We start from the raw sequence: 15,524 nt of genomic DNA, 5'->3' as shown, positions 1-15,524 counted from the left end.
ACGCCTTATCGGGGGCAAGAATGGATCAGAGCAGGCTTGAGGAATTAAAAAGGCTACTACAAAAGCGACATCAAGAGCCGAAGCGGGGCTTGGAACAAAATTCTAACGGCGAAAATTTTAAAGTCACGAATTTTGAAACTCAGAATTCTGAAGCCTCAAATTTTGAAGCCTCGAATTTTGAAATCCTGAATTCTGAACCCCTGAATTCTAGGGCTCCAAATTCCGAAGCTTCAAATTCTGAAACCCTAAATTCCAATCCTGGCGCTTTAAATTTAAAAGCCGAATTAGAAGCCAAAGCGGATCAGAATTCTGCCTATGAAAACAACGCAGAGCCGCAAAATTTTATCTTGGATGATAGCGACTCTTTGCAGCAAAATTCCAAAGCCAGGGACTACGACAAAGAGCCGATAGTAATAAAAGATCATACTTATTACGAATTTATGATTTATCAATTTCCGGCGCTACTGGTAGGTTTTATTATATTTTTGACTTTTGCTACCATAGTAAATCCCGTTAGTCTTAAGACTTTTCGAATGCTTCCGTCTATATTGGTTTTATTGTTGACCGTAATTAGGGATAAAGACGGCATGTATTTTGAGTTTAAAAACGATAAAATTCTGTATTATTATAAAAACAAAATCCGTAAAATTTTCGAATTAAATAGTATAGGTGCGATGATAATTAGCTTTGATTGCAGACACAGTATGCGGGGCAAAGGATAAATTGGTTTATAAAAATAGCACTACTTCTTTGGATTTTATTAATTTTTGCCGCCGATACATACGATATGACAATCGGCGAAAGCATAACTGATATATTGTGTATTTTTGTTTTAGCCGCATCAGGAATTTTCGGAGCAAAGGCTATTATACATCTACGCAACGGCAGCCTCGGCTTTTTCGGTATTCACGATCAGCTCGTGCTTTATAAGGAAAACGCCGAGGTCGAGATACTAAATATCTTGATGGCAAATAAAGAGGAATATCTGCAGCTGAGAGATTATTTTATGCAGACGATGCAAAAAGATATAAGCAACCTGCAACGCACGATGTCGATTTTTAATGAAAAGATAGAATTTAGAAAGTTTAAATTTTAAAAAGCGTATGTTATGGAGCAAATTGAGAAGGCAAGAAAAATCTTAGCCATTGCGGCTAGATAATAGAATTTCACGCATCAAATTCCATCCCGCGATACGGCGGAATGGAATTTGAAAGCAGTTCGTAGTGAGTAAATCTAAAACAGAATTTTAAAATTTAAATCCCAAAGCCTTAGCCGTTATATCCTAAGCGGCGCATATTTGCGCACGCATCCTTGTAGCCGTAATAGCACGAGATGCGGTATAGATCGATGGCGTTAAATTTATTCTGCTCCACGCCCTCGCCTTTTTCAAGCATCGCCGCAAGCTTTTGGCATGCAGGGAAGTTCTGAGAGAGCGTGCACGCGGCGTTGTAGGCGTTAGCAGCCGAAGCATAGTCGCGCTTGGAATACATAGAATCCGCGAAATTTAAGCACATCGCGCCATTGCCGTTTTTGCACGCATCGCTTTGCACGACGCTGCCTTGTAGGTTCATCGCACGGATACCGTCTTGGACATCGGCAAAAGAATACTTGCCGCTTTTTGGCGCATCGACCGCGCTCTTTGGCGCATTGCTAACGCAGCCCGCCAAAAATACTCCAGCGGCGATCAAAGCTAGAATTTTTTTCATATTTTGCTCCTTAATTTTTTGAAATTTGGCGACCCAAAATGTAATAAGTCTCTTTGCCCGCGACCTTTTGCAGCTTGAGCTTAAATTTTTCCGACCAAGCGCTGATGATCTGCTCCACAGCGGTCTTGCGCTCCTCGTTGGTAGCGTCATTTTTGATCTTAAAATATGGGTTAGAATTGGACATCGCCACGTGCGCACCGTAAATTTTAAGCTTATCGTTCAGCCCCACGATGCGATCAAGCTCGTTATCCTCAAAATCACACTTCGATAAAATTCCTCGCAGCTGCGCGACCGTCGCGTCGTTTACGCTATATCCTAGCGCTAGCAAAATTCCATCTTCACTCATTCTCATCCTTTCAAAAAAATTTATTTGTTCGCTTGTGAAATCAAAACGCCTTCGATTATGCTTTTTATATCGCCGTCTAAAATCGCATCGGTTTGGCTATACGCCTCACCGCTACGGTTGTCCTTAACCTGCTGATACGGGAAAAGCACGTAGGAGCGGATCTGATGCCCCCAGCCGATCTCGCTTTTAGGCACGTTCTCGTCCTTCTCGCGCTGCTTCATCAGCTCAAGTTCGTAAAGGCGCGACTTTAACACCTTCATCGCCGTTTCTTTGTTTTTGTGCTGGCTTCTATCATTTTGGCAGTTTACTACGATACCCGTTGGGATGTGCGTGATACGCACGGCGCTTTCGGTTTTATTGATATGCTGCCCGCCTGCGCCGCTTGCGCGAAACACATCGACACGAATATCCTTCTCTTCGATATTTATCTCGATATCATCATTTAGCTCGGGGCTTACCATCACGCTTGAAAAGCTCGTGTGTCTGCGCCCTGCACTATCAAACGGGCTTACGCGCACCAGGCGATGGATGCCGTTTTCGGCTTTCAGATATCCGTAGGCGTTCTCTCCGCGCACGATGAAGCTGACATCCTTAAGACCCGCTTCCTCGCCCTCTTGAAAGTCCAAAACCTCGATCTTAAAGCCCTCTCGCTCGCAAAAGCGCAGATACATGCGGTATAGCATACTCGCCCAGTCGTTGCTCTCCGTACCGCCCGCGCCCGGATGGATACTGACGATAGCGTTTTTATCGTCGTTTTCGCCGCTAAGCATCATGGAAATTTCTAAATTTATGATCTTGTCCTCTAGTTCGTCCGCTTCGGCAAAAAGCGAGTTTATCGTCTCCTCGTCGTTTTCCGAGTTTGCCAGCTCATATAGAGCTTTTGCATCGTCTACGGCATTTTTAGCGTTTAGAAATTTATTTAAGATATTTGAAATTTTAGTTTTTTCCTTGCCGATGGCGCCTGCTTTTGCGATGTCCTGCCAGAGATTTTGATCGTTTTCAAGCTCCTCGATCTCTTTTAGGCGCGCTTTAATGTTCTCCGGTTTTACGACGCCAGCGATATTTTCGACTTTAGTATTTAGGGTTTTTAAAAGTTCCGTGTATTCGTAATTATCCAAAATTTAAGACCTTTTTATGCTTTTGGCGTGATTATAACATATTTTGGATTAAGGTTGTTTATAAAATTTTATTTAAGGCGGGCATTATTAAGCATTTATCTATTAGGGATATCAAAACCTGCTTAATATTGCCGTGATTAATCAGTTTAAGCTCCGTCGAGAGATCGGGCAAAGGGTCGTTTAGTAGCAGTTTTAGCTTTGCTTCTTCTAGCTTCAACTTTTTGCAATCGGCTTTTTTGTCTTCAAGCATAGACACCACTAGTCTTAGCTTTTCTTTTGTCATTTCGCTTTGCACGAAAGCACCTTATATACGATAATAGAGCATAAAAAAGCTGCGATAGAGCAGGCAAAATACGCCCAAATTTCTCCGATAGTTTTTTCAAGAAGCGCGTGCAATCCTAGCAAAAAGAAAACCAAGCCTATAATGCAAATCACGCCCGTAATTATATTTAGTAAAACCGAGTTGGCGCTCTTTAAAAAAGAGCGCCTAATATCGCTAGCTTGAGCGTCTACGAGCTCTACTACCGAAACTATAAATTCAGATATGCCGGCCATTATTTTTTCAGCAACCAAGCGAGCAAAAATCCGACACCCGCAGCGATAGCGACGCTTTTTATCGGGTCTTGTTTTATCGTGTCATTCACGCTTTCTATGCCGTCTTTGCCTTTAAGCCTTAGATCATCTATATACTTTTTGATCTCATTGCTATTTAGCTGATCTAGAATTTTATCTTTGGCAGACTCCGCACGCTCTGCACCTATGTTTTTGATGGACTTCATAATCTCTTTAAAATCCGCTTTTAAAGAGTCGATATCCTTTTTCAAAGACTCCAAATTTGTCTCTTGAGTAGCCATTTTCGCTCCTTTTGAAGTTTATTTTAGAGCTAAAGCTCGTGGTGGATTTTAGTACTTATTGATTAACGCTCGCTAAATAGACCGCCCTTTCGCGCTTAATTTATACCTTTAATATTTTTTGATATAATTGCCAGCCTTAATATTTTATATTGAAAAGAGAGAACAATGCAGATCATTAGAAGCGTAGAGGAGTTAAAAAGCTTCAGAGCATCAGCAAGCGGCAGCGTGGGCTTTGTACCTACGATGGGAGCTTTGCACGCGGGGCATGCGAGCCTCATAAAAAGGGCGCGAAACGAAAACGATATCGTAATCGTCTCCGCATTCCTCAATCCGGCGCAGTTTTTGCCCGGCGAGGATCTAAATAGCTACCCAAAAAACGAAGCGGGCGATATTAAAATTTGCGAGAGCCTCGATGTGAACGCGCTTTTTATCCCGACCGCGGATGAAATTTACGGCACGGAGGAGCCAGCGATCATAGCGCCTAAGCCGATAAGTGAAATTTTAGAAGGCAAAACGCGCCCCGGGCACTTCGACGGCGTACTTAAGGTGCTAAATAAGCTTTTTAATCTAACTCGTCCTAGCAACGTTTATATGGGTAAAAAGGACACCCAGCAGCTTTTCATCGTGCAGAAGATGGTAAAGAGCTTTTTTATGCCTATAAGTATCATCCCTTGTGAGATCGTGCGCGAGAGCGATGGATTGGCGCTTAGCTCGCGCAACGCTTATTTGGATGAGGAGGGAAAGCTTATGGCGCTTAAGCTTTCGCGCTCCTTGCTAAACGCCAGCTCGCTTATTAAAAAAGGCGAGATCAGCCTAAATATCATCCGCGAAAAGATGCTTAGCGTGCTTGAGCCGCTGGCGGTCGATTACATAGCGTTCGTGGATTACAAATTTAATGAAATTTCGCAGATCAAGCAAGGCGATACGATAATCCTGCTTGCCGCAAAGGTCGGCACAACCCGCCTTATCGATAATATCTGGCTGTAAAATGGCAAAACTCCATCTCGTTTCTCTAGGCTGCAATAAAAATTTAGTCGATAGCGAGATCATGCTTGGGCGCTTGCAAAACTATGAGCTCACGGATGAGCCTGCTAGCGCGGACGTGATGATCGTAAATACCTGCGGCTTCATCGCAAGCGCCAAGCAGGAGAGTATCCGCACGATTTTGAAGCTTAGCGAGCAGAAAAAAAGCGGCGCGCTGCTGGTCGTCACGGGCTGTCTGATGCAGCGCTACAAGGACGAGCTCATGCGCGAACTGCCCGAGGTCGATATTTTTAGCGGCGTTGGCGACTACGATAAAATCGATGAGATGATTTTAAAAAAGCAGAATTTATTCAACCCGGAAACATATCTGCAAAGTCCCGCGCTTACCTCTTCACGCGTGATAACGGGCTCAAACTACCACGCTTACGTTAAAATTTCGGAGGGCTGTAATCAAAAATGCTCTTTCTGCGCCATTCCGAGCTTCAAAGGCCGCCTAAAAAGCCGCAGTATAGACGACATCGAAGCAGAGGTGCGCGGCTTGGTAGCGCGTGGGTTTTACGATTTTAGCTTTATCGCACAGGATTCCAGCAGCTACGGCCGCGATCTAAGATGCGGCAAAAAGGACGGATCGAATTTTAAAGACTACCGCGATGAGTTAAATTCCGCAGTCTTTCGCGACGGGCAGAATTCCGATGGCTCAAGCGGCAGCGCGGCAGATAAAATTTCCGCTCAAAGTAGTAGGCTCTCCTGCAGTAAGGGCTCTGGCGGCGAGAGTGCAGACGACGAAAGAGTCCACGAGCAGGATATAGATCTAGTCGCACTGATAAAACGCATCGAAAAAATTAGAGGCGTCAAGGTCGCGCGCGTGCTGTATCTCTACCCCACCAGCACCGACGAGCGACTCATCCGCACGATCGTGGACTCACCCGTTTTCGCAAATTACTTCGACATGCCGATTCAGCACATAAACGACAAAATGCTAAGCCTGATGAAGCGCGGCGCGAGCGCGGCGCGGATCAAAGAGCTTTTAAGCTTAATGCGTGCAGCGCCTAATTCATTTCTGCGCACGGGCGTCATCGTCGGACACCCAGGCGAGACTGACGCGGAATTTGACGAGCTTTGCGACTTTTTGCAGGAGTTTAAATTTGATAGAATTTCAGCTTTTGCCTACAGCAAGGAGGAGGATACGGCGAGCTTTGCGATGTCGCAAATCCCTGCGCGGACAATTAGTCGCCGTCTGAATAAAATCGAAAAAATCACGCGCGAGGCAATAGATAGCAGCATGCGCGCACTCATAGGCAAAAAGATACCCCTAATAATCGAAGGCGCCAGCAGCGAGGGCGAGTTTTTTTACGGTGCCAAGCCTCTTGCATGGGACAAGGACATCGACGGCGAAATTTTAATCAACGAAAGCTACGTACAAAATCTAAAAGTAGGCGGTCTATACGAGTGCGAAATCACGGAATTTGCTGGCGATAGACTGCTTGCTCGAGTGCTAAAAAGCTCGCAAGGACAATGAAAAACTCGCCCGAAATTCCAAGCAAAATTCTAGCCTTGCTGCGGGCTGGCAAAAATCTGCTTGCCTTTTCTCACGGCGTCGATAGTACGGCGCTTTTTTACCTCTTAGACGAGGCGGGTGTGAAATTTGACCTTGCGATCGTGGACTACAACGTCCGCGCGCAGAGCAAGGACGAGATCGCCTCGGCACGAGATCTGGCGGCTAAATTTAACAAACAAATCTACGTAAAAAGCGTGCAGCTGGGCGAGTCAAATTTCGAGCACGAAGCGCGCGCGGCTAGATATGATTTTTTTGCCGAGATTTGCCGCGAGCGGGGATATGAAAATTTGATCTTAGCGCATCAGTTTGACGATAAATTCGAGTGGTTTTTGATGCAGCTTGGGCGCGGCGCAGGACTTAGCGAGCTGCTAGATATGCAAGAGCTAGAAGCCCGCGAGGACTACGCGATCGCTCGTCCGCTTCTAGGCGTGCGAAAGTGCGAGCTGGAGCGGTTTTTGCGTGAGCGAAACCTAAAATACTTCACCGACGAGACGAATTTAACGGACCGGTTTAAACGCGGATTTATTCGCGCGAAATTTAGTGAGCCTTTTTTGGACGAATACTTTAGCGGCGTGAAAAAAAGCTTTGAGTTTTTGGCGACCGACGCGTTAAATTTAGCTCCCGAGATTTCTAATCCCGCGCCTAAAATTTACCTCGTAAAACGAGGCACAAACGAGCTTCGCGGCGTCGATCAGGCGTGCAAGCGGCTAGGACTCGTGCTAAGCTTGGCGCAACGAAACGAATGCGCGCGCTGCCTAGAAAACGGCACGGGCTGCGTGCTAGGCGGCAAGGTAGCCGTCGGCGCGGGCAAAAATTTTATTCTCGTAACGCCCTATATCAAAGCCGCGATGGACAAGAAATTTAAAGAAGCGTGCAGGCGGCTCGCCGTCCCGCCAATAAACCGCGGATTTTTATTTGCTGAGGGCGCGGATCTTGCGCTATTTGAGGAGCTTTTATGAGCGTTTATTTTACTTCCGATCTGCACTTCGGCCACGAGCTGGTGCTTAAAAAATATCCAAATTTTAGAAAAGGCGCAAACGTAGCCGAGATGGATGAAAATCTCATCGCCGCTTGGAATGCGCTTGTTACACCCGAGGATCTCGTCTATAATCTCGGCGACGTCTCCTTTCACAAGGATTTTGCGCACACTTGCGAGTTACTTCGCAGACTAAACGGGCGACATTTTTTGGTGCTCGGCAACCACGATGGGCGCATCGCTGCGATGAAAAACAAGCTGTTAAGCCAGCACAAGGCGGACGGTAATTTTATGTTTGAGCAGATCGTAGGCTACGCCTTTGTGCGCCTATCACATAAGAGAGCGGCTCTATCTCACTACCCGATGATCGAGTGGGCAAACTGCCATTATGGCGCGCTGATGCTCTACGGTCACCTGCACGCAGATATGGCTGAAGTTTCGGGCAGGGCGCTAAACGTGGGCTTTGATCTGCACGGCAAAATTTTAAGCGAAGACGAGGTGTGGTCGTATCTGAAAGATATCCCGCCCAAGGCTCATCACGCAAGCGAGCTAGAGGGCATTAGCGAGAACGACGATGTGGAGCAAAGGCAGGCTTTGATAGAAAATTTTTTACGCAAAATTAATCGGGATTCGTGAAAAAGACAAAATTTACGGCGCAAGACAGGCCCTTTGCGGCAAATAAGTTTAAATTTAAAAGCGAGCCGTTAAATACGGATGATTTTACCTAGTCAAAATTCCATTATGTAACGCGAGATAAATTTAACAAAACGCAACCGCGAACAAGCAACTAAATCGTATCAAGCAAGCGCAATATTGCAAAGATAAAATTTTAAAATTCTGCCTAGGTGCGGAGCGAAAAATTTGATCTAGCGGGCTTCCAGCATCGCGATTTTGTTGATGTAATCGGCGAAATTTAGATTTATCAAATTTGTTTTGATGAAGATGCGCGTGAAAATCACATAACCGATCTCGTTGCTGAGCGTGCCGTCGGAGTAGATGAAAACGTTGGTGAGGAACTCGCTATTTTCGGATTTGTAGAAGGTCTCGATCTGAAAATTTAAAAGCTCGTAAAATAGCTCGTCCGCGTCGCTCATCGCCGCCTGCATCTCCTCGTCGATACGCATTATATCGGCGTAGAGCACGCGTTCTTGGTTGGCAACGACGAAACATGCGCGGTTATTAAATTTCAGTGCGAACATCGCCATGTTTTCAAAATCGCTTTGATTTTTTAGCAAGAAGTATAAAATTTTAAATAAACTAGCGTGCGAGCTAAATTCTATTCCAAAAGTCTCATCCGCCGCCTGTGCACTTGCGCGAGGAAATTCCACTATGAAGCTATCATCGACTTTTTGATAAATGCTATTTTCTTTAATCATATAATCTTCGTTAAAATGTACCCTTTGATTTTCGTCGTCTATCAGTACGCAAGAGATTAAATTTTTATCACTCAGATCCGCAAAGCCCGCTAGCGAGGTAGCCAGATCATTTTCTTGCGCGATGGGAAAGCGATCGGATTTCTCATCCAAAATTCTTTTGCCAAAGCCCAATTTTCTATAAAAAAACTCGCATGCGTCGGCACTTTTAGCGACGCCGAGGAATGATTTTGCTTTAAATAGTGCCATTTTTTCTCCTAAAATTGCAATTATATCGAAACACTATTATTTCAAACTAAAATTTAATGTCCTGCTCAGCGCTTGCAAAAAGCAGTTGCCTGATCGCCTCTTTACCTGCTTCGGTACTAAGCCCCGCCAAATTTAGCGGCGCGCTAAGGCTGTAATTTATGCGCGAAAACGGCTTTGGCAACACCATCTCGTCCCAGCTGCGAAATTTCCAAAAACTGCTCGCTTCGTAATTTAGCGCGTAAATGTCTAAGTTTAGCCGCTGCGCAAGGATCACGGCACCGTCGGCGACGCTGTGAAGGGGACCGCGCGGACCGTCGGGAGTGATGATGACGTCGGTGCCGTTTTTTATCTCTTTGATCGCACCCATAAGGGCTTGCGCGCCGCCCTTAAAGCTACTGCCGCGGATCGCGCCGATACCGAAATGCGAGATCACGCGCGTAATTATCTCGCCGTCTTTGTGATCCGAGATGATGACCTTGGCACGCCTCTTGCTGCCGAAATCCCGCAGCCACCAGCGCCTATACGCAAAGCTCATCATCGCCAGTCTTCCATGCCAAAACACGACGACGCAGGGCTTTTCGGGCAGCTTCGTAGGGGTAAATTTAACCCTGCACGTTAAAAAAATGCACCAAATCAGGATAAAAATGAGATATTCGGCGATGCGGAAAAACAGCCGCTTTTTAAGCGATAACTTTTCCATAAAGCGCCATTCTGGCGGTCTTTTCGACACGTACTCTGTGCGTCTTGCCTAACAGCTCCTCGCCGCCTTGCGCACAGATTAGAAAATTTGAAAAGCTTCTACCGCACGCAGTGCCGCCCTCTCGCAGCTCCTCGAAATACACGTCGAAAATTTTATCTTTTTGCGCCCTTGCGATCTCGTCTAAAATTTTAATGTGAGCGCTTTGCAGCCTGCTTAGCCTTTCGCTTGAAATTTCATCATCCAGCGGCTTTAAATTTGCTGCTGGCGTGAGCGGTCTAGGGCTAAATTTAAAGGAAAAAATCTGCTCAAATCTCACCGCTTCCAATACTTCCATCGTCTCGGCAAAATCCTCCTCGCTCTCGCTAGGATAGCCCACGATGATGTCGGTGCTAATCGCCACGCCCGGGCAGCTTTGGCGCAGTTTAAGCGCGCGGTCCAGATACCACTGCTTGGTATATCCGCGCTTCATATCGCGCAAAACCTTGCTAGAGCCGCTTTGCAGCGGCATATGCATCGATTTGCAAATTTTAGGATTATTGCAAAAAACGTCCAAAAATTTATCGTCCATATGCAGCGGATGCGGACTGGTAAAGCGGATGCGCTCGATGCCCTCTATCTCGCTAAGCCGCACGAGCAGGTCGCTGAAGTCGATTTTTTCGTGCGCGCTCGAAAAGCGCTTGCCGTAGTTATTGACGTTTTGACCGAGCAGAAATATCTCTTTGGCGCCGCGAGCGGCGGATCTTTCGGCTTCGCGCAAGATGATTTGAGCGGGAATCGAAATTTCATCGCCCCTAGTCTGCGGCACGATGCAGTAGGAGCACTTTTTGTCGCAGCCGATCATTATGTTTATGAAAGATTTATATGGCGAGCTCGCAAAATCGCCGAAGGCAAACTCGCTCTCGTCGTAGTTTATGTCCGTGCTGATAAATTTTGGCGTACGTACGGCTTGCGAAATTTTAGATACGTTTCTGGCGCCGAGTACGAAATCCACGAATGGCGCGCGTTTAAAAATCTCTCCGCCCAGATGGCTTGCAGTGCAGCCGCAAACGCCGATTTTAGAGCCTCTTTTTCGCGCTTTATCGAATGCGCCGATCTCGCTGAAGAGCTTATGCACGGGCTTTTCGCGCACGGAGCAGGTGTTTATTAAGATCAGATCCGCAATATTTACGTCGTCGGTAATCTCGTAATCTTGCTCTTTTAGCTGCGCGATAATATGCTCGCTATCGCGCACGTTCATCGCGCAACCTAGGGTCTGGATGAAGAGGAGTTTGCTCAAAGGATATGCACCTCATACATATACTCGTTTTCGTTCAGCCCGTATCGCACTATGCGCTGATACACGCTAAAACCCTTAGTGTCGAAAAAATCCACCAAAGCGGCTAAATCTTTTTGAGAATTTTCTCTATCCAGATAAAATATTTTTTGTCCGCTCTTTTCTACTTGGGCTTGCAAATCCTCGATCTTAACGCTTTTTGGCTTAGAGGCAAGCTCCGTTCTGGCAAGTTTTAGCTGCATGATCTATCCTTTCATTTATGTTTTAAACCCGCGAGTTTAGCGAAATTTAGATAATAATTCGTTTAAATAAAAATAAAGTCAAAATTCCATATAATACCGCACTTCAAAATTTAAAATCCAAATTTAGTAGCACGAAATCAAATCTTAAGGAAAATTTATGGAAAAAATCACCGACATCATCGAGTCGATTGCAAATGAAAAGGGGCTTGAGCCCGCAGACGTCAAAGAACGCGTCAAAACGGCGTTCATCCAGACCGCAAAAAGACTTTTCGGCGAGGAGTATCTCTACGACAGCGAAGTCGATCCGCAGACCAAGCGCGTCAAGCTTTACCAAAAAGTCCACGTCGTCGCAGATGATGATGAGCGGCTCGGCGATCACAACTTCATCGCGCTTAGCGAGGCCAAAAAAATAGGCGAAAACGCAGAGATCGGTGATGAGCTAAGCTACGAAATAAATATCGAAAACCTCGGCCGCACGGCTTCCGGCGTGCTAGCTAGAGAGCTAAATTTCCACATCCAGAGGCTACTTGAAGAGAAAATTTTTGAAAACTATAAAAGCAAGGTAGGCACCCTCACCCACGGCACGGTCACCAAGATCGATCACGACGGCACGACCTACGTAGAGATCGAGGATACGAAGGCTTTCATGCCGCAAAAAAACCGCATCAAGGGTGAAAATTTCAAAGTGGGCGACGTGCTGCAAGCCGTCATCAAAAACGTAGCCATCGACAAATCCCACGGTATCAGACTGGAGCTTTCGCGCACTAGCCCGAAATTCCTAGAAGCCCTGCTCGCCGCCGAAGTCCCCGAGATCAAAGACGGCAGCGTCATCATCCAAGCCTGCGCTAGGATTCCGGGTAGGCGCGCTAAGATCGCACTTAGCGCAGTCTCGCCAAATGTCGATCCGGTAGGCGCTACCGTCGGCAAAGGAGGCGCTCGCATCGACGCGGTGAGTAGATTTTTAAGCAAAAATTTGCAAGACGGAAGCGGCGGTGAGAGCATCGACGCGTTTGAATACTCTGCAAGCCCCGAAATTTTGATCACTCGCGCGATGGCGCCCGCGATCGTAAACTCGGTCAAAATAACGCAGGACGGCAAGGCGATCGTCTACGTAAACCCCGATCAAAAAAGCAAAGCGATCGGCAAAAACGGCCTAAATATCCGCCTCGCCTCGATGCTGTGCGGCTGCGAGATCGAGCTTATCGAAACCGGCTTGGCGAGCGAGAAAAAGGTATCCAAGGAAGAAGGTCTTAAAAATCTCGAAGCGCTTTTCGGCGAGCTGTAGAGACGAAGCGCACTTCGCTTTTTTAAAATTTGGCTATTGCGTGTTTCATCGAATTTACGTCTGACAAATTTTGCGAATTCTACGTTTCGAGGATTTTTATAAAGAAGCACAATTCTATTTTATAGATAAAATTCAACCTTGAAATGAAAATCCAAGAATTCGGTAGTCAAAGAAATTTCATAAATTTAGCTAGTCAAATTTTATAAGTATATGGAATTTATAGTACTTGGAATTTCAAGAATTTTAGTGTCAGAATAAAATTTTAAACTGAAGAATTTTACGACACAAAAATTCTATATCCAATCCTATCTGCACCCGCGCACGTATTTTAATCGACGCGAAATTTTAAAATTTACACAGCGCGCAAAATTCCAGCCCAAGCTAGGTCGTGCCTACCACTCGTATAAAATTTCAACGCCGCCGTAATGCCAAAACGCCTTCGGCGAGAGGTATTCGCCGCCCAGGACAGCTAGGTTGAGTTCGAAATACTGCGGCGAAAATTCCGTTATTTTTGAAATTTCCTGCTCAAGCAGCGTCGTGCAGTAGAGGTTCGCTTCGCCGCGAGGTCTTAACGTAAAACTCTCGCCGACGCGCCTAAGTAAAGAAGCGGCGAGGCGCGCCTTTTGCTCCTCGCTTAAAAATTTCATCCGCACCGTGCCAAAGTCTCGCGCATGCGCCAAGAACTCGCGCATCGAAACAGCCGCGACGCCATCTAGCCCGCCCTCGCCCGTTACGGCATGCACTACCAAAAGCGGGCGCTCGCGCACGATCATGCCTACGTGCGAGTATTTAAAATCCGTCGTAGCCGCGATAATGCGGCTGTCGGTAACGTCACCCAGGCGAAAGACGAGATCGCCCGTGCGTAGATTTGATAAAATTTCATCCGGCACCCGCAGCGGCTCTTTTGCCGTAGGCGCGCGCGTGAGCATCCAAAGCTCGCCGAATGCGCCTAGAGCGAAGGTCAGGCAGACGAGAAGCTTTTTGGCTAAAGCACAACCTTCCATTTGCCGTCTTTTTTGACGAGTTTAACGCTCTCGGTGCGGTTCGTGCCGTTTTTAAAAGACACGACGACTTTCACGAGCGCTGATTTCTCGTCGCTATTTTGCAGCTCGCCCGAGACGCCTTTTAGCCCGTCGCGCTTGGAAGCCTCCTCTTTGCCGGCACCTGCCATTTGCATTAGTTTGCCGTTTATCATCTGCATAGAGCCGTCGTCCGATCTGTCCTTGTCGGGTATGTCTATAGCATCCACCAAAGTCTTAGAATCGCCCTCGTATAGGGCTCTGATGAAGTCCTCGGCTACGCCTTTCGGGTCGCTGCCGCAGCCCGCTAAAACGAATATCGCGATGAGCGCGAGTAGAAATTTTTTCATAAGCTCTCCTCGTAGAAATTTTGAGATTCTATATACAAACGATAAATATTTTTTTAAATTCAGATCTTTCTACTCGGGGGAATTTATATCGCGTTTGGATTTGCGAAGGCGTATTCGGTCGTGCTTTTGCTGAATTAAAATAGAATTTTGCATTCGAAGGGAAACTCGTCTTGCCTTGGTAAAATTTTATCTTGCCAAAGCGAAATTTTATGGCAGTTTCTGCGAACCGTATCTTGCGACACACCACTCAAACGGCGCCCAAACTCATTCGGTAGCGCGTGAGGCAAGCTTTGCTTGTCGGAACTAAAATTTAACTGTATTTTGCGACTAAAATTTTAAAATTTAAATGCCGCCTTCGTAGGATTGCTCGCTTGCGATTTAGCTTTTTGCTGCGACGCTCGCGAAATTATAAGGAAATTTTACCTAAATAGGGCTATAATCCAATAATTCATTTCATAAAGGAATATCATGGAGACATGGGCGGTTTGGGCACTTGCATCAGCAACCTTTGCGGCGCTGACCGCGATATTTGCTAAAATCGGACTCGAAGGGATCAACTCTCACTTTGCGACTTTTATTCGCACGATCGTCATCGCCTTTTGCCTCGCCGCATTCCTGTGCTACGCTAAAGCCTGGCAGCCGTTATCTAGTCTAACCCCTCGCAACTGGGTATTTTTGATACTAAGTGGGCTGGCGACGGGTGCATCGTGGCTAGCGTATTTCAAAGCCCTACAAATCGGCAAAGCCTATCAAGTAGCACCAATCGATAAGCTAAGCGTGGTACTCGTTGTAATCATCGCCGTGATATTTTTAGGCGAGCGCCCGAGCCTTCGCGAATGGCTTGCGCTAGCACTAATCGGCGCGGGAGTGATGATGCTGGCGTTTAAATAGGGTAAAATTTGCTTAAATATACTCTTATAGTCTTTTTTAGCCGCTACGCTCGCGTTACGCCATACGCTTTGTTGTAAAATAAACCCACTGCCGCTTCTGCAAAATTGCCGCCCTAAACCATTATGATTTCTTATGGCTTGACTTTAGCCTACACGATTTCAGGCATTATCTGAAACGCGCCGGCAATAGATTTGCCAATACCTTGCTGTAGTTAGGCGGTCTTTAGGGTAATTTTAGTTCTGCTTAAAAGTAGTGAGATTGAAATTTATGAGAAATCAGGAATTTACACCTTAAAATTCCAAAAAATATCGGCTCACCGTACCATAAAATAAAATCGCATCCACAAGTTTAAATCGAACTGTAAACTTCTAAATCTACAGTATAGTCGAGTAAGCTAATTACGCAAGATTCGAATTAAAATCTTGCACACTTTCTTAGCTCCACCTAAATCTATGCATTTGCTACCTAACCCTTGCAATCGCCGCAAGCGCTAGACTTGTAGAATAATAAGCTAAGGTCGGGAGAAATTACTCTCCCTTACCCTTCTTGCCCCTCTTACCTTTAGCCTTAGATGATCCCTCTTCTTTAGCTTCGTCTTTC

At 46.1% G+C, this 15,524-nt stretch carries 19 protein-coding genes; 8 read left to right on the top strand and 11 right to left on the bottom strand.

The features are described from left to right. Window positions 1-20: 20 nt before the first annotated feature. Together Q0224_RS01995 and Q0224_RS01990 are read left to right on the top strand one after the other, a co-directional pair. Window positions 21-722 (top strand): hypothetical protein, encoded by a 702-nt coding sequence (locus Q0224_RS01995; protein ID WP_297948713.1) that lies wholly within the window; start codon window positions 21-23, stop codon window positions 720-722. A 65-nt stretch (window positions 723-787) separates the two neighbouring features. Next, on the top strand, window positions 788-1,096 hold the full coding sequence (locus tag Q0224_RS01990; protein ID WP_297948710.1) for a hypothetical protein: 309 nt from the start codon (window positions 788-790) through the stop codon (window positions 1,094-1,096). 172 nt (window positions 1,097-1,268) lie between these two features. On the opposite strand, the gene Q0224_RS01985 is transcribed toward Q0224_RS01990, so the two are convergent. The 5 genes from Q0224_RS01985 to Q0224_RS01965 form a co-directional block, all read right to left on the bottom strand. Further along, a complete protein-coding gene (locus Q0224_RS01985) occupies window positions 1,269-1,706 on the bottom strand; it encodes a hypothetical protein (RefSeq protein ID WP_297948708.1) in 438 nt (145 codons plus the stop codon). Window positions 1,707-1,716: 10 nt separating this feature from the next. Next, window positions 1,717-2,052 (bottom strand): type II secretion system protein, encoded by a 336-nt coding sequence (locus Q0224_RS01980; RefSeq protein ID WP_297948706.1) that lies wholly within the window; start codon window positions 2,050-2,052, stop codon window positions 1,717-1,719. 20 nt (window positions 2,053-2,072) lie between these two features. Next, a complete protein-coding gene (gene prfB, locus Q0224_RS01975) occupies window positions 2,073-3,170 on the bottom strand; it encodes a peptide chain release factor 2 (RefSeq protein ID WP_297948704.1) in 1,098 nt (365 codons plus the stop codon). A gap of 58 nt (window positions 3,171-3,228) precedes the next feature. Further along, window positions 3,229-3,465 (bottom strand): hypothetical protein, encoded by a 237-nt coding sequence (locus Q0224_RS01970; protein ID WP_297895620.1) that lies wholly within the window; start codon window positions 3,463-3,465, stop codon window positions 3,229-3,231. A gap of 259 nt (window positions 3,466-3,724) precedes the next feature. Continuing rightward, window positions 3,725-4,024 (bottom strand): DUF883 domain-containing protein, encoded by a 300-nt coding sequence (locus Q0224_RS01965; protein ID WP_297881913.1) that lies wholly within the window; start codon window positions 4,022-4,024, stop codon window positions 3,725-3,727. 165 nt (window positions 4,025-4,189) lie between these two features. Between Q0224_RS01965 and panC the strand changes: the two genes are divergently transcribed. Genes panC through Q0224_RS01945 form a run of 4 tightly spaced genes read left to right on the top strand, consistent with a single transcriptional unit; the run spans window position 4,190 to window position 8,178 of the window. Further along, entirely contained in the window at window positions 4,190-5,011 is an 822-nt protein-coding gene (gene panC / locus Q0224_RS01960; protein ID WP_297948702.1) for a pantoate--beta-alanine ligase, read from the top strand. Window position 5,012: 1 nt separating this feature from the next. Continuing rightward, complete coding sequence (locus Q0224_RS01955) at window positions 5,013-6,527, top strand: MiaB/RimO family radical SAM methylthiotransferase (RefSeq protein ID WP_297948700.1); 1,515 nt, start codon at window positions 5,013-5,015, stop codon at window positions 6,525-6,527. Next, entirely contained in the window at window positions 6,524-7,525 is a 1,002-nt protein-coding gene (gene tilS, locus Q0224_RS01950) for a tRNA lysidine(34) synthetase TilS (protein ID WP_297948698.1), read from the top strand. The genes Q0224_RS01955 and tilS overlap by 4 nt, the downstream gene beginning before the upstream one ends. Further along, a complete protein-coding gene (locus Q0224_RS01945) occupies window positions 7,522-8,178 on the top strand; it encodes a metallophosphoesterase (RefSeq protein ID WP_297948696.1) in 657 nt (218 codons plus the stop codon). The genes tilS and Q0224_RS01945 overlap by 4 nt, the downstream gene beginning before the upstream one ends. 230 nt (window positions 8,179-8,408) lie before the next feature. Here Q0224_RS01945 and Q0224_RS01940 read toward each other — a convergent pair whose 3' ends face one another. The 4 genes from Q0224_RS01940 to Q0224_RS01925 are packed head-to-tail and all read right to left on the bottom strand — an operon-like array spanning window position 8,409 to window position 11,379. Beyond that, on the bottom strand, window positions 8,409-9,164 hold the full coding sequence (locus tag Q0224_RS01940; RefSeq protein ID WP_297948694.1) for a hypothetical protein: 756 nt from the start codon (window positions 9,162-9,164) through the stop codon (window positions 8,409-8,411). A 46-nt stretch (window positions 9,165-9,210) separates the two neighbouring features. Then, window positions 9,211-9,864: a lysophospholipid acyltransferase family protein gene (locus Q0224_RS01935; protein WP_297948692.1), complete on the bottom strand. Its 654-nt coding sequence runs from the start codon at window positions 9,862-9,864 to the stop codon at window positions 9,211-9,213. Beyond that, window positions 9,845-11,140, bottom strand: a complete 1,296-nt coding sequence (gene miaB, locus Q0224_RS01930; RefSeq protein ID WP_297948690.1) for a tRNA (N6-isopentenyl adenosine(37)-C2)-methylthiotransferase MiaB — start codon at window positions 11,138-11,140, stop codon at window positions 9,845-9,847. The genes Q0224_RS01935 and miaB overlap by 20 nt, the downstream gene beginning before the upstream one ends. Then, complete coding sequence (locus tag Q0224_RS01925) at window positions 11,137-11,379, bottom strand: HP0268 family nuclease (RefSeq protein ID WP_005870077.1); 243 nt, start codon at window positions 11,377-11,379, stop codon at window positions 11,137-11,139. Before Q0224_RS01925 ends, miaB begins: the two co-directional genes overlap by 4 nt. A 157-nt stretch (window positions 11,380-11,536) precedes the next feature. Between Q0224_RS01925 and nusA the strand changes: the two genes are divergently transcribed. Continuing rightward, entirely contained in the window at window positions 11,537-12,664 is a 1,128-nt protein-coding gene (gene nusA, locus Q0224_RS01920) for a transcription termination factor NusA (protein ID WP_297882735.1), read from the top strand. Window positions 12,665-13,056: 392 nt separating this feature from the next. On the opposite strand, the gene Q0224_RS01915 is transcribed toward nusA, so the two are convergent. Both Q0224_RS01915 and Q0224_RS01910 read right to left on the bottom strand, forming a co-directional pair. Then, on the bottom strand, window positions 13,057-13,668 hold the full coding sequence (locus Q0224_RS01915) for a YiiX/YebB-like N1pC/P60 family cysteine hydrolase (RefSeq protein WP_297948688.1): 612 nt from the start codon (window positions 13,666-13,668) through the stop codon (window positions 13,057-13,059). Continuing rightward, complete coding sequence (locus Q0224_RS01910; protein ID WP_297948686.1) at window positions 13,650-14,033, bottom strand: DUF4878 domain-containing protein; 384 nt, start codon at window positions 14,031-14,033, stop codon at window positions 13,650-13,652. The genes Q0224_RS01915 and Q0224_RS01910 overlap by 19 nt, the downstream gene beginning before the upstream one ends. A gap of 468 nt (window positions 14,034-14,501) precedes the next feature. Here Q0224_RS01910 and Q0224_RS01905 point away from each other — a divergent pair, with 468 nt between their 5' ends. Continuing rightward, complete coding sequence (locus Q0224_RS01905) at window positions 14,502-14,924, top strand: EamA family transporter (RefSeq protein ID WP_297948684.1); 423 nt, start codon at window positions 14,502-14,504, stop codon at window positions 14,922-14,924. Window positions 14,925-15,524: the final 600 nt, after the last annotated feature.

Source organism: uncultured Campylobacter sp., from assembly GCF_938002845.1.
Taxonomy (GTDB): Bacteria; Campylobacterota; Campylobacteria; order Campylobacterales; family Campylobacteraceae; genus Campylobacter_B.
Note: the sequence above shows the minus strand (reverse complement) of the source record. Positions and strands in the feature narration are given on the sequence as shown.

Bases quoted from the DNA above. Each gene is read 5' to 3' on its own strand.
- Q0224_RS01980 (WP_297948706.1), bottom strand. From the start codon at position 2,052: ATGAGTGAAGATGGAATTTTGCTAGCGCTAGGATATAGCGTAAACGAC.
- Q0224_RS01995 (WP_297948713.1), top strand. From the start codon at position 21: ATGGATCAGAGCAGGCTTGAGGAATTAAAAAGGCTACTACAAAAGCGA.
- Q0224_RS01935 (WP_297948692.1), bottom strand. From the start codon at position 9,864: ATGGAAAAGTTATCGCTTAAAAAGCGGCTGTTTTTCCGCATCGCCGAA.
- tilS (WP_297948698.1), top strand. From the start codon at position 6,524: ATGAAAAACTCGCCCGAAATTCCAAGCAAAATTCTAGCCTTGCTGCGG.
- Q0224_RS01940 (WP_297948694.1), bottom strand. From the start codon at position 9,164: ATGGCACTATTTAAAGCAAAATCATTCCTCGGCGTCGCTAAAAGTGCC.
- Q0224_RS01910 (WP_297948686.1), bottom strand. From the start codon at position 14,033: ATGAAAAAATTTCTACTCGCGCTCATCGCGATATTCGTTTTAGCGGGC.
- Q0224_RS01945 (WP_297948696.1), top strand. From the start codon at position 7,522: ATGAGCGTTTATTTTACTTCCGATCTGCACTTCGGCCACGAGCTGGTG.
- nusA (WP_297882735.1), top strand. From the start codon at position 11,537: ATGGAAAAAATCACCGACATCATCGAGTCGATTGCAAATGAAAAGGGG.
- Q0224_RS01905 (WP_297948684.1), top strand. From the start codon at position 14,502: ATGGAGACATGGGCGGTTTGGGCACTTGCATCAGCAACCTTTGCGGCG.
- Q0224_RS01990 (WP_297948710.1), top strand. From the start codon at position 788: ATGACAATCGGCGAAAGCATAACTGATATATTGTGTATTTTTGTTTTA.
- Q0224_RS01985 (WP_297948708.1), bottom strand. From the start codon at position 1,706: ATGAAAAAAATTCTAGCTTTGATCGCCGCTGGAGTATTTTTGGCGGGC.
- Q0224_RS01965 (WP_297881913.1), bottom strand. From the start codon at position 4,024: ATGGCTACTCAAGAGACAAATTTGGAGTCTTTGAAAAAGGATATCGAC.
- Q0224_RS01925 (WP_005870077.1), bottom strand. From the start codon at position 11,379: ATGCAGCTAAAACTTGCCAGAACGGAGCTTGCCTCTAAGCCAAAAAGC.
- Q0224_RS01955 (WP_297948700.1), top strand. From the start codon at position 5,013: ATGGCAAAACTCCATCTCGTTTCTCTAGGCTGCAATAAAAATTTAGTC.
- panC (WP_297948702.1), top strand. From the start codon at position 4,190: ATGCAGATCATTAGAAGCGTAGAGGAGTTAAAAAGCTTCAGAGCATCA.
- Q0224_RS01915 (WP_297948688.1), bottom strand. From the start codon at position 13,668: ATGGAAGGTTGTGCTTTAGCCAAAAAGCTTCTCGTCTGCCTGACCTTC.